The sequence below is a fragment of the Rhodococcus sp. NPDC055024 genome, assembly GCF_053608585.1.
In genome coordinates, this window is record NZ_JBSGVT010000005.1 from 188,978 (window position 1) to 213,390 (window position 24,413).

Here is a 24,413-nt window from a genome sequence, read left to right on the forward strand (position 1 = left end):
CGTACAAGACATACTTGTGCCCATGCCTTCTCGAACCACATACTCGATCGCCGTCGTGACTGCATCGTGTGTACTGGCGCTCTCGGGTGCCGTCACTCATGCCACCGCGGGGGTTCCGACAACTTCCGACGTGTCCACGACCGAGGCCGTCGTACAGCAGTCGGTCAGTGAGATATTCGCGAATCCGGGTTCCCACGAGGTCACCGAGGAATCGGTGACGGGGTATCAGCTCTTCTATCCCACCGATATCGCCACAGTCGAGGAACGGCATCCCGTCGTCACCTTCGGCAACGGCAGCTATGCGACTTACGAGGAGTACGAAGCGCTCCTGCAGCATCTCGCTTCTTGGGGTTTTGTCGTTGTGGTGGCCGACAGCAGCGTCACCGGCGACGGGACGGAGATCTTGGGGGCTGCCCAGTACGTCGTCGATCAGAACACCAACGCTGAGAGCATTTTTCACCAGCGGATCGACACCGACAACATTGCCTCGGTCGGACACTCCCAGGGCGCCGGTGGCGCGATCAACGCGGCAACCCAGTCCGCGAATCTGATCACCGCCACGGCGGTACTCGATTTGCCTGACCCGTGGTGGGCCTCGCGACCTGTCGACGTGATCGACGTGGCCCAGTTGACCGGACCGACGTTCTTCATGACCGGCGCCGACGACCCGGTCTCCACCGCCGATCCGCAAGCTGAGTACTTCGACAAAACCACTGGGCCGGCGGTCCGCGGCAGACTGCTTGGAGTCAGCCACAATTGGGCCGCAGACGGTGAAGGATTTCGTGGCTACCTCACCGCGTGGCTGAGGTTCACCCTGAGCGGCGACCAGACTGCTGCACCAGCCTTTGTCGGCGACTCGGCGGAAATTCTCACCGATCCCCACTGGGACCGGCAAGCCGTCAAGGGTTTGTGATGACGATCTTGCCGTAGGCCTGCCCTGATTTCTGTTGCTCGAATGCGTCAGCGAGGCGGTCGAGGCTGTAGGAAGAATCGATGACGGGACGAAGCGCGAGGCTCTCCAACCCGGCGACCATCTCCTCCTGGTGGGCACGACTGCCCACCAGGACGCCTTCGATGGTGACCTGTTTGGTCAGTAGCGAAGTCAGGTCGATCGACGACGAGGGGCCGTTCATGATGCCAAGCGCGCAGATCCGCCCGCCTGGTCGGACTGCCGCCAGAGATTGGCCGAGGGTGGACGGCCCGCCGACGTCGAGGACGAGGTCGATCCCGCCGCTGAGCCGCATCGCTTCCGTTCCCCAGTCCGGGCGCTCACGGTAGTTGACCACGTGATCGGCACCGAGCTCGACCAATCGTGCCATCTTGTCGGGGGCCGACGACGTTGCGATCACCCGAGCTCCAACAGCTTTGGCCAGCTGGACGGCAAACAGCGCTACCGTGCTGGTCCCAGGGATCAACACCGACGAACCGGGGATGATCGGGACGCCCGCGAACAGTGCACGCCACGCAGACAATCCCGCGGTAGGCAGGGTCGCGGCTTCCTCGTAGGTGTAGTTTCGCGGCATCGCCGTCACGGCCGATACCGGCACGGTGACGGTGTCACGGGCGAACCCGTCGACACCGTCACCGGGTGAATTTCCGAATCCGTCGAAATCCGGTGCACCGCTGCGCCAATGCGGTAGGTAAGTGCTCATCACGCGGTCCCCGACAGCGAACTGCGTTACGCCGTCTCCGACGGCAACGACCTCCCCGGCAGCATCGGACAACAAGATCCGCGGACCGTCGGTCGCTATCTCGCCGGTCGCTACGAGGTAGTCATGGTGATTGAGCGAATTCGCGTGGATCGCGATCGTCACCTCACCCACACCCGGCCCGGGGGTCTCGATCGTCCTCGATTCGAGGTTGTTCAATCCTCCAGGCGGAAGTACGTACACGGCGCGGTTGGTCATGGTGTGGATCCTCGCACGAATGATGATCGGGTGATGTTCGGAATGGTGCTGCGACTCAGAGGAGGGAGGCGGTAAACCCTCCGTCGAGAACCAGACTGCTGCCGTTGCACCACGACGACTGGTCGCTCGCAAAGAACACTGCTGCGGCGGCCACTTCCTCGGTCCGCCCGTAGCGTGTCTGCTTAGTGACCATCAAGTCGTCGAATCCCCCGGACTCGAGGCCGAGGGCGTTCTCGAAGTCTTGCTGGTGACTCTTGACCAGGTCGGTATCGATGAATCCGGGCAGCAACGCGTTTGCGCGGATTCCATGGAAGCGAAGTTCGGCCGAGAGGGTTTCGGTGAGATTGCGAACCGCAGCCTTGGCTGCGGCATAGCTGCCGATCAAAGGCGAGCCGGTGGTCGACGAGATCGACGAAATGTTCACGATCGAACCGCCACCGGATGCGACGAGCGCGGGCAACGAATGGCGGACGGTCAAGAACACTCCGTCGAGGTTGACGGACATGACTTTCCGCCAGTCCTCGAACGAGGTCTCGATCAGTGGAGTCGTGGTGGCGATGCCGGCGTTGGGCACTACGACGTTCAGTCCGCCGAACTCTTCGACCGCTCTGGCGACAAGATCTTTGACCTGCTGTTCGTCGGTGACGTCCGTGGTGACCGCGATGGCGCCCTCGATCGAGTCCGCCACGGTCTGTGCTGCGTCACCGTTGATGTCGGAGACTACGACGCGTGCACCCTCCGCCCCGAATGCCCGGGCAATGGCCGCACCGATGCCTGCGCCTGCTCCGGTGACGATCGCGACTTTGTTCGCGAGTAGATCTGACATGTCGGCTGCTTCCTTCAGTTCTCGGTCGGGACGTAGAAGAGCAATTCGGGTCCGGTGTCACCGGTGGTCGCGATGGCCTCGGACATGTCGAGAGTTCCGTCGCCCAAAGCACTTCCCAATGCCTGGGCAGTCCCTGCGAGATCTTCCGTGTCGAGCTGATAGATGCTCAGGTAGCGGCGAGCGGGCAAGGCCTCCTCGGGCAGCAACTGCACATCCGCGAGAGAGAATCTGGAGGCGGAGACAACCCCGGGCACTCGTTCGACGACCTGCGGAATATGCACGTCGTCGTACCAGCGGTTGAATGCTTCCTCCGAAGACGGATCGGTGGGGTGTACGTGTGCGACGAGGATCGCTGTGCTCATGGAGTTCCTGTTCGATTCGAAGTGCTTTGGGTTCAGCGTGTTTGGAAGGCGACGATATTCACCTGCAAGGCAACCGGCCCTGGCTGCGTGTGGTGAATCGATCGCGCTCAAGCGACAACCCTAGGGAGTAAATGTGACCCGCGCCATATGCTCGGGGGTCAGAGTTGCGCTCGACATTTGTCCCCTCGGCACAAAACTGTCTCTCGGCACTAACACGGTGGCCAGAATCAGGCGTTAACGGAAGTCTCGCGATTTGGCCGTGACTCGCAGATCCATCAGCTGCATCCGGTCTGCCACGACGGTGACAGCGCCTTCTGCATTTTGCACCTTTCCTCGAATAAGCAACGCCGGCGCCGTATTTGCCAGTTTTCGGTACTTTGCCCACAACCCCACCGAACACACGACGTTGACCATGCCGGTTTCGTCCTCGAGGTTGATGAACGTGACGCCAGCAGCTGTTGCCGGACGCTGCCGGTGTGTGACCGCTCCCCCCACCAGCACACGGTCACCGTCCGGGATGTCGAGAAGTCTCGACGCCGGCACCACGCCGAGCGCGTCTAGCTGTGGGCGAAGGAATTGTGTCGGGTAGGTATCGGGAGATACTCCTGTCGCCCAGACATCCGCTGCCGCCAGTTCGACGTCGCTCATGCCGGGCAGAGTGGGAGCTGTGACCGATGCACCGATACCGGGCAAGCGGTCGGGACGCTCCCCCGCAGCAGCGCCCGCTGCCCACAGCGCTTCTCTACGCGAGATACCGAAGCTGGCCAGCGCCCCGGCGGTCGCCAGCGATTCAGCTTGTGCGGTAGTCAGTTCCACCCGCCCGGTCAGATCGAGAAACGACGTGAACGGTCCACCGAGGTCGCGCTGTTCGACGATCTTCTCGGCCAGTGCATCGCCGATGTTGCGCACTTCCCCTAATCCCAGCCGAACCTCGAATCCACCTGCTTCGACAGTGGCGTGCGCGAGGCTGACGTTGAGATCGGCACCGTGTACCTGCACTCCGTGCCTGCGCGCATCGGCAACCAGGGACTGCGGTGAGTAGAAACCCATGGGCTGCGCGCGCAGAAGCCCAGCGCAGAACGCAGCGGGGTGATGGAGTTTGAACCACGAGGAGTAGAAGACCAGCGCGGCAAAACTTTGTGAATGGCTTTCCGGGAAACCGAAATTGGCAAACGCATACAGCTTTTCGTAGATCCGGTCGGCAACCTCGTCACCGATACCGTGTAGGTCTCGCATGCCCTGGTACAGCCTCGCCCGCAGTTGCTCCATCTTCTCGGTCGAGCGTTTCGATCCCATTGCCCGACGCAATTGGTCGGCCTCGGACGGTGTGAAACCCGCAACGTCGACGGCCATCTGCATCAACTGTTCTTGGAACAGCGGAACTCCCAGCGTGCGTTCGAGTGCCTTCTCGAGCGAAGGATGTTCGTAGGACACAGGTTCGAGTTTGTTGCGCCGACGAATGTACGGATGCACTGATCCGCCTTGAATCGGCCCCGGACGGATGAGCGCGACTTCGACCACCAGGTCGTAGAAGTTTCGAGGCTTCAGACGCGGCAGTGTCGCCATCTGCGCACGTGATTCCACTTGGAACACCCCCACCGAATCTGCCCGCTGCAGCATCTCGTACACCGCTGTTTCCGACAGATCGAGTTGCGCCAGATCGACTGTGATGCCTTTGTGTTCGGCCACCAGATCCATCATGTAGTGCAAAGCGGAGAGCATGCCGAGACCGAGCAGATCGAACTTGACCAGCCCAGCGGCAGCACAATCGTCCTTGTCCCATTGCAGGACACTGCGATTGGCCATCCGCGCCCACTCCACCGGGCAGACGTCGGCGATGGGACGATCACAGATGACCATGCCGCCTGAGTGGATGCCCAGGTGCCGCGGATAGCCTTCGATCTGCGCCGCCAGTTCGAGTACCGGACGCGGAATATCGGTATCCGCGTTCTTGTCGATACCACCCCACCGGCCGACCTGCTTACTCCACGCATCTTGCTGGCCCTGCGAAAAGCCAAGTGCCCGAGCCATGTCCCGCACCGACGACTTTCCTCGATAGGTGATGACATTGGCGACCTGCGCGGCATACGTACGCCCGTACTTCGCGTACACGTGCTGGATAGCCTCTTCCCGGCGGTCGGACTCGATGTCCACGTCGATGTCGGGCGGGCCGTCACGTTCGGGCGCAAGAAACCTCTCGAACAGCAATTTGTTGCGAACCGGATCGACATTGGTGATGCCGATCGCATAACACACCGCCGAGTTCGCGGCGGAACCTCTTCCCTGACAGAGGATGTCGTTGTTCTTGCAGAACGAGACGATGTCATGCACCACCAGGAAGTATCCGGGAAAATTCAATCCCGCGATGATGGCAAGCTCGTGTTCGAGCTGTTTGTATGCCTTCGGTGCACTTTCCGGTGGACCGTAGCGTTCCATGGCTCCCACCATGGTGAGCTCACGTAACCACGACGCCTCGGTATGCCCCGCGGGAACGTCGAACGGCGGCAATTTGGGTGCGATGAGCTTGAGATCGAAAGCGCACTCACGTCCCAGATCGGCGGCACCACTGACGGCCTCGGGATAGAGCGAGAACAGTGTCGCCATCTCCGCGCCGGACCGCAGGTGCGCTCCGCCGGTAGGGGCCAGCCATCCGGCCGCCTCGTCCAAACTTTGACGCGATCGCACAGCTGCCATCGCCATGGCAAGGCGTCGACGCGGCGGAGCGGCGAAGTGCGCGGCGGTGGTCGCCACCGTGCGTAATCCACGCTCTCTCGCCAGTTCGGCCAGAACTGCATTGCGCTCGTCGTCCTCCGCCAGCCCGTGATGGGTGAGCTCCACCGACACTCGCTCCGCCCCGAAACGCTCGACCAGATCCTGCAAGGCCTCCGCCGCAGCTTCGCGACCACCCGACGTCAAGGCCTGCCGCACATGACCTTTGCGGCACCCGGTCAGGATCTGCCAGTGCCCACCGGCCGCTTCGGTCAGCACGTCGTAGTTGTACTGCAGTTTGCCCTTCTCACCGCCGGCCAAATGCGCGGCGGCGATCTCCCGCGAGAGACGGCGATACCCTTCCTGCCCACGGGCAAGTACCAGGAGGTGCGTTCCACCGGGATCAGCCGTCCCGGTTCTGGGTACCGAATCCAGAGACAACTCGGCCCCGAACACGGTGCGCATTCCCCATTCACGTGCGGCTTCCGCAAACCTCACCACGCCGTAGAACCCGTCGTGGTCGGTGACGGCGATAGCTTCGAGCCCGAGACGCACTGCTTCTTCGACCAGCTCTTCCGGCGACGATGCGCCGTCGAGAAAACTGAAGGCCGAGTGAGCATGCAACTCTGCGTAAGGAACCACGCCGGTGCCACGGGTGAGCTCGCCAGCGTGGTACTCGCCGCGCTTTCGCGACCAGGCGGGGCTGTCGCTTCCATCGCCGGGGAACAAATCCTCGTGTTCCACGCGGCCGGGCCGCCCTGAAAGCACCCGTTCCATCTCGGACCACGTCGGCGGCCCATTTCCCCAACCCACACTGACCTCGCACCTGATCGAGCCGGCCGTCACGGACGACCGACTGCTCGAGGATGCCGAAAGGGAAGACGCACCACATGCATCGAACTGATGTTCGATGCAGTTTCAGTCTGACAGGTCACTCACTCGCAGTCAACAGAGCGAACCTCAACCCTCACCGTCTCGTCACATTCAGATGTACGCATGTCTGCACTCCGTTCACTTTGGACCCAGATCATTAGCGGCGTTCATCATCTCCATCCACACTGTTTCCAGGAGTACTACTCGTATGTCGTTCTCGCGCAACACACGTAGGTTGACGGCCGTCGCCGGCGCCGTCGCCGTTCTGGCCGCTGCCGGCTGCAGCAGCAGTGCCGACGAGGCAACACGCTCGAACGGAACGACCGTCGATCGAGCCGCGACCGGCGAACTGTCCTCGAACGGTGGTGCTCGTCGTATCGACGGTAATCAGTCGGCCGCAGTGCGCGACGCCGTCAACGCTTCCGGCGCGAAGAACGTCATTCTCTTGATCGGCGACGGCATGGGCGACTCGGAGATCACCGCCGCACGCAACTACGCCGAGGGTGCTGCCGGCAGCTTCCCCGGTCTCGACGCCCTGCCGATCACCGGCCAGTACACGCACTACGCACTGACCAAGGACGGCAAGCCCGACTACGTCACCGACTCCGCCGCCAGCGGATCGGCGTGGTCCACCGGCACCAAGACCTACAACGGCGCGATTTCCGTCGACATCAAGGGTCAGGCCCAGTCGACCGTCCTCGAGATCGCCAAGGCGAACGGCAAGGCCACCGGCAACGTCTCCACCGCCGAGGTGCAGGACGCCACCCCCGCAGTGCAGGTCGCGCACGTCAGTGGCCGCAAGTGCTACGGGCCGGAGACGACGTCCAAGTCCTGCCCGGAGAACGCCCTCGAGAACGGCGGCAAGGGATCGATCAGCGAACAGCTCCTCGACACCCGCGCCGACGTCACCTTCGCCGGTGGTGCCAAGTCCTTCGCCGAGACTGCGAAAGCCGGTGACTGGCAGGGCAAGACACTCAACGAGCAGGCTGCGGCTCGCGGCTACCAGCTGGTGAAGAACGCCGCCGAGATGAACGAGGTCGGCAAGGCCGATCAGGATGCGCCCGTGCTCGGCCTGTTCGCCGAGGGCAACATGCCCGTCCGCTGGGAAGGATCCGTCGCCACCCGTGACGGTTACCTGCAGCCCGCCGAAACCTGCGTCGACAACCCCAAGCGAACCTCCGACGTACCCAAGCTCGCGGACATGACTCAGAAGGCCATCGATCTGCTGAAGGTCAACGACAACGGTTTCTTCCTCCAGGTCGAAGGTGCCTCGATCGACAAGCAGGATCACGCAGCCAACGCGTGCGGTCAGATCGGTGAAACCGTCGACCTCGACGAAGCTGTGCAGAAGGCACTCGAATTCGCGAAGACCGACGGAGAAACCCTGGTCATCGTCACGGCCGACCACGCTCACACCAGTCAGATCGTCACCAATGTCAGCGCCGACGACATCGCCACCATCGCCAAGGACCAGAACATCCCGGTTGAGCGCGCCCAGGAAATCGTCTACCCCGGCCTGACCCGCAAGCTGACCACCAAGGACGGCTCGGAGATGACGATCAGCTACGGAACGTCCGAGGATCCGGCCGTCGAGTCCGAAGGACATACCGGAACTCAGTTGCGCGTAGCAGCTTTCGGCCCCCACGCCGCCAACGTCAGTGGCCTCACGGACCAAACCGATCTGTTCTTCACGATGACCGACGCGCTGGGTCTCGACCGTTCCAAGGTCGCAGCGCACTGACCTGAGAAACACCCGACCCGGTAATTCCTGGGTCCAGTCACACCAGAGCTGCCAAGGCGCGCACCCGATCTTCGGGTGCGCGCTTCGGGCAACTGGTGCACTTGCCTTCACCGGGCACCTCGTAGATCAGGCAGCACGACGCCCGCTGCGTGAATCTACGTCGCCCGAATGCCACCGGCATCAATGGATTGGAAACGCGCACAACACTTTCACTGCGGTCGACATCGACGAAACGCGGGGCCGGAATGCCCGGGTTCTCACCGCGGAGAACATCGATCAGGCCGGCAGCAAATGCACTTCCACGCTCCCGCGCGCTACCGGCCGCGTCAAGGCTGCGATTGGCGATGGAGTCCGTCGCGATCGCCCACAGCGCCTGCTGCCGAACGCCGGACACGTCGGCGAGTACCTCGATCACGGGACCGAGCGAGCCGAACATCGCGCGACCCAACTCCGCCACACTCTGCGAGATCGGGATGACCGAACCGGCAGCAAACCCACCCAGATAGCCGTTGTCACGCAGGAAGATCCGTCCACCATCCAGCGACGGATCGGCCGCGAACCCGGTAGCCATTCCGGTTCCGATCGGAATGCCTGCCAGCGTTGAGCTGGCCGAGTACCACCACAACGTGCCGTTGACTCGACTGTCCGCACTCCCCCATCGCCTGGCCGTATCGGCGACGCGAGCTGCCAACCACTGGGGGTCGGTCATCAACACCGCGGGTACCGTATCCGGATACGCAGTCAGGTCGTCGAAGAACGGCACAGCTGCTGCCATACGGGCGTAGACCCCGGCTATAGATTCCGTCATGCCAGCCCCAATATCTCCATCCGCGGGCGTACTCCGCGTTCGACTCGCGCCCTGATACCGAAAACCTCGGCCAACAACGGCTCGTCCAACACCTCGACGGTAGACCCACACGCGCGGAGTTCACCATCGGTGAGCACAGCAAGGTTGTCGCAGTACTCGACTGCCAACCGTAGATCGTGCATCGTGACCACAACCGCGAGCCCCGCCGAAGCAAGCTCGGCCAGCAATTCCATCACGATCAGCTGGTGCCGAAGATCGAGATGATTGGTCGGCTCGTCCAACAGCAGAACCTTGGGCTCCTGAGCCAACGCGCGAGCTATCGAGACACGTTGCCGCTCACCACCCGACAGGGTCGAGACGTCTCGTCCGGCAAGCTCGACCAAACCGACCTGCTCGATGCACCGGTCCACGATGGCGGTATCCCGCTCCGTGCTTCGGTCCAACCAGCTACGGTGCGGAGTTCGTCCGAGTGCGATCGATTCACGAACCGAAAGACCCGCCGAGACAGTAGGTTCCTGGACGCTCGCCGAGATGGTTTTGGCGATGTCCTTGCGCGAGAGCGTCGTCGAGTCGGCCTGATCGATCAGAACTGCGCCACCTGTTGGCGTCAAGGCGTTGTAACAGCAGCGCAGCGCCGTCGTCTTGCCACTGCCGTTCGGCCCGACCAAGCCCAATATTTCACCGGACGCAACTGCGAAAGTGATGCCGCGCAACACTTCGCGACTACCGAGCCGCGCCCGGGTCTCGACGAGTTCGAGCAGTGGCGCAGCTTCGGCATCCTTCGTGAGTGTCACTGCTCTGGCCTGTGTCACTGTTCTGGCCTGTGTCACTGCTCTGGCCTGTGTCACTGTTCGAGCCTCCGATACTGCCGGTAGAGCATCCAGACGAAAATCGGCGCACCGACGAGGGCGGTGATCACCCCGACCGGGACTTCAGTGGATTGCGCCACCGAGCGCGCAGCGGTATCTGCGGCAACCATGGCGACAGCGCCCAGCAAGGCTGCGGCAGGGAGCAGTCGAATTGCTCTGGTGCCGACGATGAAACCGGCCAGATGCGGGATCAGCAGACCGATGAAACCGATTCCGCCGGCAACGCTGACAGCTGCGCCGGCCAGTACGGAGACCGCAAGCAAGGACAACACACGAAACCGTCTGACGTTCATACCGAGTGCAGCAGCCCCGTCGTCACCGGTCTGCAACACGTCCATCCATCGCGAACTGAACAGGAGCGCGGTACCGACGACGACCAGCGTGATTGTCGGGAAGATCAACGTCGACCACCGCGCATCACCGAATCCACCGGCGAGCCAGTGCATAACTCCTGTGATGTGACGCTCGTCCGCTATCACCAAAAGACAAAAAGTGATCAATGCCGAAAATATCTGTCCGAGCGCAACACCCACAAGAATGATTGCAGTCGGCTGCGGATATCTACCACCAATCAGCAACGCCAGGAACAACGGAATCATCGCTCCGATGAACGCGGCAACAGGAATCGTGAATACGCCGAGCATTCCGGCTCCGATCCCCAGAACCGTAACCAAAACCACCATGAATCCTGCGCCCGACGAGACTCCGAGCAGATACGGATCGGCAAGCGGATTACGGGTGACAGCCTGAGCAACAGCACCCGACATCGCCAAGGACGCACCCACCACCGCAGCCGTGAGGGCACGCGGTAGGCGAGAATCGATCACGATCGACTCCCGCGCCGCGGTCCACCATGTCTCGAAAGTCCCTGGAGCCAAACGGGCTCCGACTATCGCCCAGACGTCACCGACGGGAATGCGAACCGATCCCAAGGAGACGGCCAACCCCATAACGACGGCAAGCGCGACACAGAGCACAGCAAGCAAAGCTGTATAGCTTGAACGCGACCTGGTCACTGTGCCGGAACTACGCCCGGATGCAGGCCTGCCGCGATGGTCTGGGCCGAACGCACCAGACGCGGGCTCTCGAAAAAGTCGTCAAGAGGAATGACGACGAATCGATTCTGCTGGACGGCGGGAGTGGTGACCATGACGGGATGTGACTTCAGGAAGTCGATCTTCGCTTGGGCGTTCTCAGATCCGTAGTCCAGGACGACGATCGCCTGTGGCGCGCGCTCCCCCACAACCTCCCACGTGGTCTTGACATACGGACGCTCGCCCTCGGAGTAGATGTTCGTCGCTCCCGCGTAACCAGCGACGAGTTGCCCGACGCCCACCCCGCCGATCGTCGTCGGAACGTCCTTCCCTCCGTCATAGAAGAATGTCGGCACCGGCGGAGCATCTCCGACTGCCGCCTTCACCGCATCGAGCCCCTGCGTTACTTGATCAGTCACCTCGGCTGCTTGATCTTCGACGCCGAGAATCCGCCCCAATTGCGCATAGTCGTTTTCCAGCATCGAGATGTTCGGGAATCCTTGGCCGCAGTACTCGGAGAAGAGGAACGTGTTGATTCCGCGTTCGGCGAACAGGTCTCGCGAACGCCCTTCTTTCTCCTGAAACGCGCTGCTCATACCGCCGACGACAAAATCGGGGTCGAGGTCGAGAATCTGCTCGGCTGTCGGGTATTCCTTGGCCAGGTTGGTGATTTTCGCGAACTGTTCGGCAGTCTCCGGGGTGGGCGTGCTGTCGCCATATCCCATCCCGACGATACGGTCGCCGACGCCCATCTCGATGAGTACTTCGGTGACGTGATCGTTCATCGTGATGATCCGCTGCGGTGGCGAATCGAACGTCACCTCCCGATCGCAGTTCGTGACGGAAACTGGCTGTGCAAAGGATTCGGTGGTTGAAGAACCGCCAGCAGCTTCGCCTTTGGAACAACCTGCCGAAACCAAGGCGACCGCAACAAGAACGGCGGCGGCACGGGACGGGGAGAACTGAAGTGACACGGGGACCTCGTAAGGGCTCTGAGCCACGAATGAGAATCCGACAGACAACTCCGCCCGCACGCTGATCCTCGGCCAGAGCTCCTGCTGGACTTCCTTTTCGTAGACCACGACGAATGGATGTCGCACACCGCGCGGTGGGTAATCGGGCTTGCCAACGCTCGGTGACTACCGAGAATCGACCTACCGTTGCGGGTCAGCGCCGGATTCGGACCGGCTTCCCCCACACGCGTGGCTTGCAAGTGCTTCGAGCAGTATGCATGACGTTTCCGATTCAAGACCAAACGCCCACTACAGTCGATCTGGCCAGACGCCCCCACACACCGGAGTTGATACATGACACGCTGGGCCCAAACCGTCGTTGCCCGGAAATGGTGGGTACTGAGCCTCGCGGTTCTGATAGTTCTCATCAGTGGGGTGTGGGGACTCGGAGTGTTCGGCAAGCTCAGCCAGGGCGGATTCATCGATCCGGGCAGCGACTCCGCGAAGGTCGCCGACATCATCGAAGACAATCTCGGCCCACAGACCCCGGACATCATCGCGATCTATTCGCCCACGGGCGGTAAGACCCTGGACGACATCGGGCCGGCAGTGACGGCCGCGGTCGACCAGTTCAAAACGGAAGTGCCGACGGCGTCGGTGAAGTCGTATTGGGGAACGGACGCGGCGGCCAAGGCCAGTCTGCTCTCGAACGACGGATCCATGGGCGCCGTTGCGATCACGTTGGCACCGGACTCGGGAGTCACGCCGGCCACTTTCGCCGATCTCTTGCCCAAGCTCGAAGTCGAAGGCGCCGAGGCACAATTCGCGGGCAACACCGTCGTCGGCGTCGCATTCAACACCAAACTCGAGAAAGACCTGGTTGTTGCCGAGGCCATCGCCATTCCGATCACTCTGGTGCTGCTGGTCTTCATCTTCGGCGGCGTCGTCGCTGCCGCGGTTCCGGTGTTCGTGGGCGTACTCAGCGTCCTGAGCGCATTGGCGGTTCTCCGGATCCTCACCTTGATCACCGATGTGTCCTCATTCTCGATCAACGTCGCTTCTCTTCTCGGGTTGGGACTGGCGATCGACTACGGACTCTTCGTGGTCGGCCGGTTCCGTGAAGAACTGAATTCAGGCTCGGATCCGGGAGCTGCTGCCCAGCGAACAGTTCTGACGGCGGGTCGCACCGTCATGTTCTCGGGTCTACTGCTGATCTGTGCGTTCAGCGGCATGCTCGTTTTCCCCCAGGCCGTCATCCGGTCTCTGGGCTTCGGCGCGATCGCTGCGGTACTGAGCGCGGCCGTCCTGTCGCTGACTGCTGTGCCTGCGCTGCTTGCCATTCTGGGTCACCGCATCAATGCCCTGACGTGGCGCAAGGACGCGGCACAACGCGGCGAGGAACGCTCGCGCAAGTTCTGGGGCCGCGTCGTCACGTGGGTGATGAAGCGTCCGGTGGCGGTCTCGGTGACGATCGTCGCCGTGCTGCTCGTGATGGCCTCGCCTCTGCTCGGCGCCCGTCTGGGAGAGCTCTCGTACACCGCCTTGCCGGACAACGACCCCGCTCGCGTCGCGATGGATACATTGGTCAACGACTTCCCGCAGACCGGAAACGGCGCGACGATGATCCTGCAGGCCGAGGACGGGAACACTCTCACCCCGGCCGAAGGTGCAGCGATCGCCGAGTCCGCCGGTCAGGTCGAGGGCATCGGTCAGGCAACCGTGGTTGCGAGCACCAATCAACTCATCGCGGTTCAGGCGCTGTACAGCGAGGGCTCTACACCCCAATCACAGAGCGCCGCAGTCACGGATCTACGAGCGATCTCCGCTCCGGACGGAACGGTGCTGCTTGTCGGCGGCGGTCAAGCCATGGTCGACGACGGCAACAACGCCGTCCTGCACTGGCTACCGGTGATGATCCTCATCATGGTCGGATCCACCCTGATTCTGTTGTTCCTTGCATTCGGGTCGGTGGTCCTGCCCATCAAGGCGGTGCTGATGGCAGCCCTGAGCCTCGCGACCACCTTCGGCGTCCTCACCTTCGTCTTTCAGGACGGACACGGCGTCGAACTCCTCGGGGTCAGTCAAACTCCGCTGGAAGCGACGTTCGTCGTGCTCATCCTGGCGGTGGTCTTCGGATTGTCCACGGACTACGAGGTTTTCCTGATGTCCCGGATGGTCGAGGCCAAGAACGCGGGTGCGACGACAGAGGAAGCGGTCAAGTTCGGAACCGAGCGCACCGGCCGCATCGTGACGGCTGCCGCCTTACTCCTGATCGTGGTGACCGGGGCCTTCGCGATGTCCGGGCTGTCGGTGATGAAGTTCCTCGGCGTCGGCATGATCGTCGCACTGATCGTCGACGCGACCATCATCCGCATGTTGCTCGTGCCCTCGCTCGTGAAGTTGATGGGCGAAGCGAACTGGTGGGCTCCCGCATGGATGAAAAAGGTTCACGCGAAGGTCGGCATCGGCCACTGATTTCTGGCCACTGATCGCGCACTAGTGGATTTCCCTGATCGGGCAGTCGTCCTCGAGGATGACTGCCCGATCGTCTAAATCGCTCCGCAGGGCGATGTTCTCCGAAGCTGATTTCGTCAGACTTGGAGCATGACAATTTTCGAATGGATCCTTGCAATCCCCGCTCTTGCGCTTGCCGTCGCGTTCTTGTTCTCCGGAATCATCTCCGCGGGCATCGACTTCGACGCCGAGGACGGGGTCATGACGCATTGATGTTCGTTTCCCTCTAGCCGCTGATCTTACTTTGGAGTAAGTTACCGACTATGGCCACATACATCGTCACTGGCGGTACCGGATTTCTCGGACGAGCTGCACTGCCACTCCTGCTCGAGCGTGATCAAACTGCTCAGATCCATGTGCTGGTCAGAGCCGGTTCTGTCGCCAAACTCGAAGAACAGGTGTCGGCAATTCCCGGCGGCGATCGCGTGCATCCGCTCATTGGAGATCTGACCGAGCCTGGGCTGGGCATCGATTCTCCCCCACCTGCCGACCACGTCCTTCACCTCGGCGCGATCTACGACATCACCGCCGGAGACGAGCAGGCTTCGACGAATGTCGAGGGCACACGCTCCGTGGTCGACCTTGCTGCACAGCTGGGGGCCACTCTTCATCACGTGTCATCAGTCGCAGTTGCGGGCGACTACCCGCGAACCTTCAGCGAAACCGATTTCGATTGCGGTCAAGGCTTTCCCACGCCGTACCACCGGACCAAGTTCGAGGCCGAGAAAATCGTTCGGGAACGAGAAGGCCTCACCTGGCGTGTCTATCGGCCCTCTGCCGTGGTCGGTAACTCCGTCACCGGAGAGATGGACAAGATCGACGGTCCGTATTACTTGTTCCCAGGGCTGGCGCTACTCGCGAAACTACCTGCAGCACTCCCCGTCCCGATCCCCAACCTCGGCGCGACCAACGTGGTGCCCGTCGATTACGTGGCGGCCGCCCTCGTCGAATTGATGCATGTACCCGGCCATGACGGCGAAGCATTCCATCTCGTGAATCCGAAACCTCAACCGGTACGCGAAATCTATGCGGGACTCGCCAAGGCCGCCGGAGCGCCGCGGCCCGCACTCAGCCTGCCGGGCGTGATCGCCAAACCCTTCGTCTCGCCGTTGCCGATGGATTCGGCAGAATCGGCACGGAAGGTCTTCCTCGATCGAATCGGCATGCCTGCAGCATTACTCGACAACATGACGATGGCGCCGACATTCACCTCCGCGAGAACCGTTGCCGCCCTATCTGGATCGGGACTGGCGGTCCCCGAGTTCGGGTCGTATTCGACTGTGTTGTGGAAGTACTGGCGCGCAAACCTCGATCCCAATCGCGCACGTCGCAAGCATCCCGAAGGACCACTCGTCGGTCGGATAGTTCTGATCACCGGAGGCTCGTCCGGAATCGGCAAGGCATCTGCCATTGCCGCCGCTCAGAAAGGCGCCACCGTTCTCCTGATCGCGCGCCGCACCGACGAACTCGATGCCGCGGTACAGGAGATTCGATCAGCCGGGGGCAAGGCATTCGGTTATCCCTGCGACATCACGGACGACGAATCGGTCCAGCACACGATCAAAAGCATTCTGGCAGAACATGATCACGTGGACATGCTGGTCAACAACGCCGGCCGATCAATCCGACGCGGTATCTACCACTCCACAGATCGTTTCCACGACTACGAACGAACGATGGCCGTGAATTACTTCGGCGCTGTGCGATTGGTTCTGGCATTGTTGCCGACCATGCGTTCTCGGCGCTTCGGCCACATCGTGAACATCAGCAGCGCGGGAGTTCAGGCGGCGACGCCCCGATTCTCGGCCTACGTGGCGAGCAAAGCTGCTCTCGACGGTTTCTCGGACGTAGCCGCCTCCGAAACCCTGGCAGATGGAATCACTTTCACGACTATCCACATGCCGCTGGTCGAAACACCGATGATCGCTCCGACCGGCGAATACAACAACGGCCCGATCACCAGCCCGGAAAAAGCTGCGGCCATGGTGATCCGCGCGCTGATCGACCGCCCCAAACGCATCGACGTGCCACTGGGAACTTTGGGCGATCTGGGAACCCTGTTCGCACCGCACACCAAGGACCGGATTCTCAACCAGATGTACCAGGCCTTCCCCGATTCTCCGGCGGCAAAGGGTCAGGTAGACAAGGAAACTCCGCCAGACGTTCCGGCAACACCGACGCGTCAGCACCATTCACGTTCGCGCATCCGCAAACTCGGCCGACGCGCTGCCCGACTCGTGCCCGGGACACACTGGTGACCGGCCGTGCGACTTCGCCCCCGAGGGCATTCGCAAGAGGAACGGACAAGAGGAACGGGTCTGCGGGTTCAGTCGGCGAATCCTCACCGGGGTCACGCTGGCAAAGGCAATCAACCGCCAGCTGCACAGGGTTCCGTATCGGTGCCTGATCCCGGGACCACCAGACCAGACTCGTAGGCGATGACGACAGCGTGCGTTCGATTCTGAGCACCGAGCTTTGCCAGCACATTTCCAACGTGCGTCTTCACCGTCTCCAGGCTCACCACCAGAACCTGAGCAACATCCGAGTTGGACAGCCCGGTGGCCATCAACCGCAGTACCTCTTCCTCCTTTGCTGTCAGCGCTGCATTCGGGAACGCCTCGGCGGAAACCAATGGACGGGGCGTAACCATACGGCGTAGCGCGGCAGGGAACAGGATCACTTCGCCCGCCGCCACTACCCGTACTGCCGCTGCGATCTGCGGGACTGGGAGCCGCTTCAGCACGAAGCCACTCGCACCCGCACTGAGTGCGGCCGTGACGTAGCCATCGTTCTCGAAAGTGGTGATTACCAAGACTTTCGGCGGTTCGATGCACTCGGCCTGGAGGTGCCGGGTTGCCTCTATACCGTTGCGCAGCGGCATCCGCACGTCCATCAGCACCACATCCGGACGAAGTTGCCGCGAAAGCTCCACTGCTTCGATACCGTCGGAAGCCTCGCCGACGACCACAATCCCGGGCTGAGCTGCGAGCAGCATACGCAGGCCGCTGCGGGTGACGTCGTCGTCATCCGCAATCAGCAGGGTGACTGGCATGCTTGCAGGGTTGGAGGCGTCCTCACTCCAGTTGGCTTCGGTCATCGTGCCACCCGTACCGGCAACTGAACACTCAATCGCCAGCCCTGGGCTCCGTCCGGTCCAGCCTTGAACTCACCGTTCAAGAGTCGCACGCGCTCGGCCAGACCGCCCAGGCCGCGCCCTGATCTTCGAACTACGTCTTCCTTTCCCCCCGTCACTGCCCCGATGCTGTTGACCACTCTGAGCTCGACGCTCTCCGAGCCGACTGCCACCGTGATTTCGATCGGCCCGCTGTCCCCGTGCCGCAGAGCATTGGTCGTCCCCTCTTGCAGGATCCGGTACGCCGCGCGAGAGAGTGTCCCCTGGATCTGTGAAAAGTCACCCGACAGGTTCACCTCCACAACCGCCCCCGCATGCCGCAACCGATCAATTAACGCGGGCAAGTCCGACAGCGTCCGAGAAGGTACAGCCCCAGGCCTCTCCTCGCGAAGTACACCCAGTACGTAGTCGAGGTCCTCGAGCGCTGCCCGTGTCGACTCCTCGATGCTACGCATGGCGGCCCTCGCTGCGGCAGGATCGGAGGCAAGCACCTCGCCCGCCACCGCCGCCTGGATCGTGGCGGCGGTGAGCGTGTGCCCGATCGAGTCGTGCAACTCGTGAGCGACCCGATTACGTTCGGCCAGTTGCAGTTCACGTTCTTCCGCCAGCGCGAGCCGTTCGGCCGTGGACGGCCCCAACAGTCGTGGCGCCAGCCACCTCAGCAGTGTTGCCACCAGGACACAAATTCCTGCCGCAAGCAGGAGGCAGCCGGCCGCCACAACCCAGGTCCATCCACCCGTCACGTCAACCGACGTATCGAACAGACTGATTCGCGCCGTGCCGCCGAGCCAGTTCCCTGGGAGCGAAATCCCCATGATGAAAAGGACGATGATCGCGAGCGCCGCCATCCAGCCCACCATGACATGCAGGACAATCCAGAGCGGGGCACGCCAACGATCAATGTCCGAGAGGTTGGGAGTACGGTGTCCGAGCGCTGGGCTCGGCAGCGACACCTGCAGAAGTCGGCGGGCAGACACGATGAGCGCGCGTCGCACAGGATGCGCCAGGCCGAGTGCTCCTACCAGAGTCACCCATACGAGCAGGACCGAAAGCACCCGGACGAACTCGGGTGCGGATTGCCAGGCGAGAGCAGGCAACATCGCAACCACCAGAAGTGGCAGGCTCGCCAACACACCACAAAAGGCGAAAAGCACAGCTGAGTATGTAGAGCCCCGCATCAGCGGTCGTAATCCTGTGATCATGATTCGACCAGTATGACTGGGCCGCTCGGCGATGGCCTCCCCCAATCGAGGGAGATGGTTTTCCCGCGTCGGAGCGATGCGCGACCGATCCTCCAGCAGACACGATCGTGTCCAGACCGATCAATCTCTCCAAGGAGTTCTACTGATGCGTCGCCACAGTCGACAGGGCCAACCTAACTCACCCCGAAGACAAGGCCGGAAACGGCACCGCGCCCTCTGTTCCGTCGCAATGACTCTCAGCGTGGTCACCCTCGGTGCGTGCTCGTCGACCGCCGATACTGCCGCTGCGGGGCACGATACGGTTCAACGCTCCCTCGACGCGCTGGTGAGCGAGGACGGACTACCCGCCGCCCTCGCAAGCGTCCAAGACCGAAACGGTAACTCCCGCAACTACACCGCAGGAGTCGGTGACCTGACCACCGGATCAGAGGTGCCGCACAACGGCCAGATACGGATCGGCAGCAACACCAAAACCTTCACCGCAGTAGTGGTCCTGCAACTGGTCGCCGAAGGAAAGATCGAACTCGACACCCCCATCGAGACCTACCTACCCGGACTCGTCCGCGGAGAAGGGATCGACGGCCACAACATCACCATCCGCCAACTCCTCCAACACACCAGCGGACTCCCCAACTACAGCAACTACCTGGAAGACGAAGTCCGATACTACGATCCACGCGAACTTCTCGACATCGCGCTCGAACATCCCGCCGACTTCGCCCCCGGAACGAGTTGGAAGTACAGCAACACCAATTACGTCCTCGCCGGCCTACTCGTACAGAAGATCACCGAAAAACCCCTCGCCGAGGAGATGAACCGGCGAATCTTCGCGCCGATCGACTTGCAGCACACGTACTTTCCTGAACCATACGACGAGAAGATCTCGGAACTCCACCCCCGCGGCTACTACCGGGAGTCATCGGACGCGCCTCCCGTCGACATCACAGAGATAGACCCCTCGTGGGGATGGGCAGCAGGGCAGCTGATCTCCACCACCTCGGACCTCAACCAGTTTCTCCACGCACTCCTCGACGGACGACTGCTCCCCGCAGCCCAACTCGACCAGATGCGCACTACCGTCCCCGCGGAGGAAACCTTCGGACCCGGGGCCCGCTACGGACTTGGATTGGTCAGCCGTCCGCTACCGTGTGGCGGCCTGTCCTGGAGCCACGGCGGCAGTTTCCCTGGATACGAGACACGCGGGGGCGCTACCGACGACGGACGCGAAGCGAACCTCGCGGTCACCATGCAAGTCGCCGACGATGCCACCCGGAGAAAACTCGAACACGCGGTGGATATCGCCCTTTGCCGCTGAGGCTCTCCTGTCAATCGCCAAAAGTCGCCTACTCCGGAATAACTCGTCAAACCGACAGTATCGGCTGCGAGACGCGGGACTCCGAGGTGCAGCCAGCTACACCCCATACGCTCCGGCACGCACCACCGAGAGACTGCACTTCGCACCATGGAGGAGGCGTACGCACGTCAATACTGTTCTCTGCATATGGAACTCACCATGAGATCCGACAACAGGAGGCCACAACCAATGACCACCCTTCGACGTCGCCCCCTGCTCACCGCACTTCCGGCAGTCACCGCTGCAGCCCTCATATTGAGCGTCAGCGGATGTGGTGACACCACTGACTCCACTGATTCCACTCGGAAAAGCGACGCTGCCGTGCAACAGGCGCCCGACGGCGTCATCGAGCAGGGGATCCCCGGCGCACAACTCGTGATCTCCGACCCGTCGCGGGGCACTTGCATCATTCGTGCGGGAATGGGAAACACCGCCACCGGCGAGCCTGTCCCCGATGATGCGCGGGTCCGAATCGGCAGCAACACAAAGGCCTTCGTTTCGACCGTCGTCATGCAACTCGTCGACGACGGACTGCTCGACCTCGATATAAGCATCGAGCACTACCTGCCCGGAACGGTCGTAGGCAACGGGAACAACGGCAACCGAGTCACCATTCGAGATCTCTTGCAGCACACCAGTGGACTGACGGACTACCTCGCCGCCGGCGGAGCACGGCCGGAAGACATCAAGCCCGGCCAGCTGCTGGTGGGGACAAGCGCACAACCATCGGAGCACTTCTCCCCCACTGAACTGGTCGATATCGCGATGTCTCTTCCACCCGGCCCGGCCGCCAAAGACAAGGCTGTCTATTCAACACGAACTACATTCTGCTCGGGATGCTCATCGAGAAGGTCACAGGACGCCCTGCCGCGCAGGAGATCACCACCCGCATAATCGATCCGCTCGGACTGAAGGACACCTATTTTCCCGCCTCCCGCGAGACACAGATCCGCGGTTCTCATGCACAGGGCTATCACCCGATTGACGGCATTCAGGTCGATGTCACCGATGGCGACGTGTCGTGGGCCGACACCGCAGGTGCGATGGTCGCAACCGGCGCCGACCTCAACACTTTCTTCACGGCTTTGCTACGCGGCGATCTCGTCTCGAATGACAGGCTCGCCGAGATGAAGCACACCGTGCCGTTCGACAGGAGCCCGCAGGACAGCTACGGACTCGGGCTGGTCCGCGTGAACAGCTCCTGCGGGAAGGAGATCTGGGGTCACGGCGGCGGAATTCCCGGCTTCGGCACCTCGGGCGGAGTCGATACCACAGGACGCGCTGTGACTCTCACCCTCAATCACATCCCGATGAGCGAGGACGCCTTCGTAGGAGCACAGCGAGTTGTCGACGCAGCGATGTGCGCGGAGTGAAGGAAACATGTTCGTGCACGACTTCGCGCGCAACATCGAACAACGATTCTTCCCGATCGAACGATGTCCCGACCCCTACCAATCCTCAGGAGTTCTACTGATGCGTAACAATATTCGAAAGGTCTTCCCTTCCTCAGATCGACGGCGGGACCGCAAACGGCACCGGACCTTTTCGGTCGTTACCGCGATGGCCCTCGGTGCCATGACGCTGGCGTCCTGCTCGCCGTCGTCCGCCCTCAGTCCCGATACCGTCGGTTCTTCCTCCACCGAGTCCGACGCGGTTCAACGCTCCCTCGACGCACTGGTGAGCGAGGACGGACTACCCGCCGCCCTCGCAAGCGTCCAAGACCGAAACGGTAACTCCCGCAACTACACCGCAGGAGTCGGTGACCTGACCACCGGATCAGAGGTGCCGCACAACGGCCAGATACGGATCGGCAGCAACACCAAAACCTTCACCGCAGTAGTGGTCCTGCAACTGGTCGCCGAAGGAAAGATCGAACTCGACACCCCCATCGAGACCTACCTACCCGGACTCGTCCGCGGAGAAGGGATCGACGGCCACAACATCACCATCCGCCAACTCCTCCAACACACCAGCGGACTCCCCGAGTACGGAATACACGTCAATGACGAAGAGATCAGATACCGCTACGCCGACCCCCACGATTTGCTCGACATCGCCTTCCAACACCCCGCCGACGCACCGCCCGGAACGAGTTGGGGGTACAGCAACACCAACTACATTCTGGCCGGCCTACTCGTACAGAAGGTTACCGGCCGCCCCCTCGCCGAGGAGATGAATCGACGTATCTTCGCGCCGATCGGCCTGCGCGACACCTACTTCCCATCCCCGGGCGACATGACCATCCGGGGTCCCCATCCCAAGGGATACCACCGCACCGCACCAGACAGCCCACTGAGTGACGTCACAGAGATGGACCCGTCGTGGGGATGGGCCGCAGGGCAGCTGATCTCCACCACCTCGGACCTCAACCAGTTCCTCCACGCGCTACTCGACGGACGACTGCTCCCCGCAGCCGAACTCGATCAGATGCGTACCACCGTCCACGTCGGCGGGCCCACCGGACTCGAGTACGGCCTCGGCCTCACCAGCAGGACTCTCTCGTGCGGCGGGGTCTACTGGGGCCATGGCGGCGACATAGTCGGTTACGAGACCCGCGGCGGCATCACCGACAACGGGCGCGCCGTGAACCTTGCGGTGACTGCTCTTCCCTCGACTGCGTCCGCCACCCAACACGTCGTAGACACCGTGGACAAAGCTTTGTGCAGCTAGCTCTGGTGACAGCGTCACCCGGAATCACCCGAGTGACGCTGTACCGACCGACGAAACATTCGGTTGGTTATTGGCCGAACGGACCAATGCGGCCAACGTGTCCGCTGCCACACTTCATCAGTCCATGCGGCACAACGCAATTCAGGAGGCATGATGAAGCCGGAACGCGCCACAGTTGAGGAACCCTCGCATAGCGGCGGCAAGTCGATACAAAACATATTGGACAACAAGTCAATTCGTCGAACAACGACTATGACTGTTGGGCTGCTCAGTACGATCTGGATGATCGACATGATAGATCGCGTGATGATCGGGCTTGCACTGCCGATGATCGGAGACGAATTCTCCCTCAGTAATACGCAATTGGGCGGAGTCGTGTCGATCTTCGCCATCTTTTACATGCTCGGGCAGGTCCCCGGCGGCATGCTGGCCGACCGATTCGGACCCCGGCCACTGTTGATCGTTGCGTTGATCCTGTGGTCGGTGTTCACCGCACTGACAGGATTCGCCTGGGGACTCGTCTCGCTGATGGTCATGCGTGCGATGTTCGGGCTCAGCCAGGGTCTCTTCCCAGCAGCGTCGTTCAAAGCTCTGGCTGAGCGAACCCGTCCGAAAACTCGCGCCACGGCCATGGGCTTCATGATCGGTGCAAACAACCTGGGCCCCGGCATCGCACCATTGATCATCGCTCCAGTTCTCATGGCCGTCGGTTGGCGGGACGCATTTTGGCTAGTGGCCATAGTCGGCGCCGTGATCGGCACAGTCGTCTGGTTGGTGCTCCCGGCGCCGTTGGACACAGAGATCACGGAAGATCCGGAGGCCGCACTGCAACCGCTCGCCAGTGAACACTCACGCGCCGCGGTATTCAAGTCCGTTTCGGTCTGGAAGTTCGCACTTCTGTTCTGTCTGGCCAACATGGCCGGATATGGGCTGTTGACCTGGGTGCCGAGCTACCTCCTCAACGAAAAGGGGCTCTCGCTGATCGATACGGGAATCTTCGCGGCGATCCCGTTCGTCGTCACGGCATTGGCCATCGTCGTCGGTGGACGTCTGGTGGACAAGTACTTCCACGACAGCGCGCGCATTCTGCTCGTTCCGTGCATGGCCACCTCCGCCATTCTGCTGTTCTTGATGACTACCACCGATACCGTCGCGATGTTCACGTTCTATCAAACCCTCGCGATGGGCGTCAGCGGACTGTGCTCGATGTCGATCTTCGCCCTCCCGTTGCGGGCATTGCCCGCCGAATTCCTCGGTTCCGGAATGGGTTTGATCAACGGTTGTGGACAGCTTGCCGGTTTCATCACCCCCCTCGTGATGGGATGGATGGTGGACCAGTTCTCGTACATGGCCGCGTTCGGAGTCCTGGTCGGCGCGACGGCTGCGGCGGCTTTGGTGGCCATGATCGTTCCACAGACCCCGGCGAAATTCTGAGGGCTCTCACGTGGTCCGGCGAAG

The 24,413-nt window shown here is 61.9% G+C and carries 18 protein-coding genes, 1 pseudogene and 1 riboswitch; of the genes and pseudogenes, 9 read left to right on the top strand and 10 right to left on the bottom strand.

Annotated features, from left to right (window positions below; genetic code table 11):
* Positions 1-22: 22 nt before the first annotated feature.
* Complete coding sequence (locus ACWF6P_RS13750) at positions 23-913, top strand: poly(ethylene terephthalate) hydrolase family protein (RefSeq protein ID WP_452621350.1); 891 nt, start codon at positions 23-25, stop codon at positions 911-913.
* On the opposite strand, the gene ACWF6P_RS13755 is transcribed toward ACWF6P_RS13750, so the two are convergent.
* The 4 genes from ACWF6P_RS13755 to ACWF6P_RS13770 form a co-directional block, all read right to left on the bottom strand.
* Positions 900-1,907 (bottom strand): zinc-dependent alcohol dehydrogenase family protein, encoded by a 1,008-nt coding sequence (locus tag ACWF6P_RS13755; protein WP_452621351.1) that lies wholly within the window; start codon positions 1,905-1,907, stop codon positions 900-902. The genes ACWF6P_RS13750 and ACWF6P_RS13755 overlap by 14 nt on opposite strands.
* 55 nt (positions 1,908-1,962) lie before the next feature.
* Positions 1,963-2,733: a glucose 1-dehydrogenase gene (locus ACWF6P_RS13760; protein ID WP_452621352.1), complete on the bottom strand. Its 771-nt coding sequence runs from the start codon at positions 2,731-2,733 to the stop codon at positions 1,963-1,965.
* Positions 2,734-2,747: 14 nt separating this feature from the next.
* Positions 2,748-3,095, bottom strand: a complete 348-nt coding sequence (locus ACWF6P_RS13765) for a hypothetical protein (RefSeq protein WP_378545216.1) — start codon at positions 3,093-3,095, stop codon at positions 2,748-2,750.
* 234 nt (positions 3,096-3,329) lie between these two features.
* Entirely contained in the window at positions 3,330-6,617 is a 3,288-nt protein-coding gene (locus ACWF6P_RS13770) for an error-prone DNA polymerase (protein ID WP_452621353.1), read from the bottom strand.
* Between the two features lie 268 nt (positions 6,618-6,885).
* On the opposite strand from ACWF6P_RS13770, the gene phoA reads away from it, so the two are divergent.
* Positions 6,886-8,418 carry an alkaline phosphatase gene (phoA, locus tag ACWF6P_RS13775; protein ID WP_452621354.1) on the top strand — a complete coding sequence of 511 codons (1,533 nt, stop codon included), beginning with the start codon at positions 6,886-6,888 and terminating at the stop codon, positions 8,416-8,418.
* A gap of 37 nt (positions 8,419-8,455) precedes the next feature.
* Here phoA and ACWF6P_RS13780 read toward each other — a convergent pair whose 3' ends face one another.
* The 4 genes from ACWF6P_RS13780 to ACWF6P_RS13795 are packed head-to-tail and all read right to left on the bottom strand — an operon-like array spanning position 8,456 to position 12,103.
* Positions 8,456-9,226 (bottom strand): (2Fe-2S)-binding protein, encoded by a 771-nt coding sequence (locus ACWF6P_RS13780; protein ID WP_452621355.1) that lies wholly within the window; start codon positions 9,224-9,226, stop codon positions 8,456-8,458.
* Complete coding sequence (locus ACWF6P_RS13785) at positions 9,223-10,020, bottom strand: ABC transporter ATP-binding protein (RefSeq protein ID WP_452621356.1); 798 nt, start codon at positions 10,018-10,020, stop codon at positions 9,223-9,225. The genes ACWF6P_RS13780 and ACWF6P_RS13785 overlap by 4 nt, the downstream gene beginning before the upstream one ends.
* 50 nt (positions 10,021-10,070) lie before the next feature.
* Entirely contained in the window at positions 10,071-11,111 is a 1,041-nt protein-coding gene (locus ACWF6P_RS13790) for a FecCD family ABC transporter permease (protein WP_452621357.1), read from the bottom strand.
* A complete protein-coding gene (locus ACWF6P_RS13795; protein WP_452621435.1) occupies positions 11,108-12,103 on the bottom strand; it encodes an ABC transporter substrate-binding protein in 996 nt (331 codons plus the stop codon). The genes ACWF6P_RS13790 and ACWF6P_RS13795 overlap by 4 nt, the downstream gene beginning before the upstream one ends.
* Before the next feature lie 116 nt (positions 12,104-12,219).
* Positions 12,220-12,367, bottom strand: a riboswitch (cobalamin riboswitch).
* A gap of 69 nt (positions 12,368-12,436) precedes the next feature.
* Between ACWF6P_RS13795 and ACWF6P_RS13800 the strand changes: the two genes are divergently transcribed.
* The 3 genes from ACWF6P_RS13800 (at position 12,437) to ACWF6P_RS13810 (ending at position 16,854) form a co-directional block, all read left to right on the top strand.
* Positions 12,437-14,557 (top strand): MMPL family transporter, encoded by a 2,121-nt coding sequence (locus tag ACWF6P_RS13800; RefSeq protein ID WP_378636473.1) that lies wholly within the window; start codon positions 12,437-12,439, stop codon positions 14,555-14,557.
* Positions 14,558-14,686: 129 nt separating this feature from the next.
* Positions 14,687-14,809: a hypothetical protein gene (locus ACWF6P_RS13805; RefSeq protein ID WP_003940840.1), complete on the top strand. Its 123-nt coding sequence runs from the start codon at positions 14,687-14,689 to the stop codon at positions 14,807-14,809.
* A 50-nt stretch (positions 14,810-14,859) separates the two neighbouring features.
* Positions 14,860-16,854, top strand: coding sequence for an SDR family oxidoreductase (locus ACWF6P_RS13810; RefSeq protein ID WP_452621358.1), 1,995 nt, complete (start codon positions 14,860-14,862; stop codon positions 16,852-16,854).
* Between the two features lie 110 nt (positions 16,855-16,964).
* Here ACWF6P_RS13810 and ACWF6P_RS13815 read toward each other — a convergent pair whose 3' ends face one another.
* Complete coding sequence (locus ACWF6P_RS13815) at positions 16,965-17,693, bottom strand: response regulator (RefSeq protein WP_452621359.1); 729 nt, start codon at positions 17,691-17,693, stop codon at positions 16,965-16,967.
* Complete coding sequence (locus ACWF6P_RS13820; protein WP_452621360.1) at positions 17,690-18,883, bottom strand: sensor histidine kinase; 1,194 nt, start codon at positions 18,881-18,883, stop codon at positions 17,690-17,692. The genes ACWF6P_RS13815 and ACWF6P_RS13820 overlap by 4 nt, the downstream gene beginning before the upstream one ends.
* A 277-nt stretch (positions 18,884-19,160) precedes the next feature.
* On the opposite strand from ACWF6P_RS13820, the gene ACWF6P_RS13825 reads away from it, so the two are divergent.
* The 4 genes and pseudogenes from ACWF6P_RS13825 (at position 19,161) to ACWF6P_RS13840 (ending at position 24,389) form a co-directional block, all read left to right on the top strand.
* The gene (locus ACWF6P_RS13825) at positions 19,161-20,246 is read left to right on the top strand and encodes a serine hydrolase domain-containing protein (RefSeq protein ID WP_452621361.1); all 1,086 of its coding nucleotides are present in this window, start codon (positions 19,161-19,163) and stop codon (positions 20,244-20,246) included.
* 228 nt (positions 20,247-20,474) lie between these two features.
* Positions 20,475-21,658 (top strand): annotated as a pseudogene (locus ACWF6P_RS13830) (serine hydrolase domain-containing protein).
* Positions 21,659-21,758: 100 nt separating this feature from the next.
* On the top strand, positions 21,759-22,955 hold the full coding sequence (locus tag ACWF6P_RS13835; RefSeq protein ID WP_452621362.1) for a serine hydrolase domain-containing protein: 1,197 nt from the start codon (positions 21,759-21,761) through the stop codon (positions 22,953-22,955).
* Between the two features lie 282 nt (positions 22,956-23,237).
* A complete protein-coding gene (locus ACWF6P_RS13840) occupies positions 23,238-24,389 on the top strand; it encodes an MFS transporter (RefSeq protein WP_452621363.1) in 1,152 nt (383 codons plus the stop codon).
* Positions 24,390-24,413: the final 24 nt, after the last annotated feature.

What these genes read in the sequence shown, in the direction of transcription:
- ACWF6P_RS13750 (WP_452621350.1), top strand. Translation starts at nt 23, where the DNA reads ATGCCTTCTCGAACCACATACTCGATCGCCGTCGTGACTGCATCGTGT.
- ACWF6P_RS13755 (WP_452621351.1), bottom strand. Translation starts at nt 1,907, where the DNA reads ATGACCAACCGCGCCGTGTACGTACTTCCGCCTGGAGGATTGAACAAC.
- ACWF6P_RS13760 (WP_452621352.1), bottom strand. Translation starts at nt 2,733, where the DNA reads ATGTCAGATCTACTCGCGAACAAAGTCGCGATCGTCACCGGAGCAGGC.
- ACWF6P_RS13765 (WP_378545216.1), bottom strand. Translation starts at nt 3,095, where the DNA reads ATGAGCACAGCGATCCTCGTCGCACACGTACACCCCACCGATCCGTCT.
- phoA (WP_452621354.1), top strand. Translation starts at nt 6,886, where the DNA reads ATGTCGTTCTCGCGCAACACACGTAGGTTGACGGCCGTCGCCGGCGCC.
- ACWF6P_RS13780 (WP_452621355.1), bottom strand. Translation starts at nt 9,226, where the DNA reads ATGACGGAATCTATAGCCGGGGTCTACGCCCGTATGGCAGCAGCTGTG.
- ACWF6P_RS13800 (WP_378636473.1), top strand. Translation starts at nt 12,437, where the DNA reads ATGACACGCTGGGCCCAAACCGTCGTTGCCCGGAAATGGTGGGTACTG.
- ACWF6P_RS13805 (WP_003940840.1), top strand. Translation starts at nt 14,687, where the DNA reads ATGACAATTTTCGAATGGATCCTTGCAATCCCCGCTCTTGCGCTTGCC.
- ACWF6P_RS13810 (WP_452621358.1), top strand. Translation starts at nt 14,860, where the DNA reads ATGGCCACATACATCGTCACTGGCGGTACCGGATTTCTCGGACGAGCT.
- ACWF6P_RS13815 (WP_452621359.1), bottom strand. Translation starts at nt 17,693, where the DNA reads ATGACCGAAGCCAACTGGAGTGAGGACGCCTCCAACCCTGCAAGCATG.
- ACWF6P_RS13825 (WP_452621361.1), top strand. Translation starts at nt 19,161, where the DNA reads ATGACTCTCAGCGTGGTCACCCTCGGTGCGTGCTCGTCGACCGCCGAT.
- ACWF6P_RS13835 (WP_452621362.1), top strand. Translation starts at nt 21,759, where the DNA reads ATGCGTAACAATATTCGAAAGGTCTTCCCTTCCTCAGATCGACGGCGG.
- ACWF6P_RS13840 (WP_452621363.1), top strand. Translation starts at nt 23,238, where the DNA reads ATGATCGACATGATAGATCGCGTGATGATCGGGCTTGCACTGCCGATG.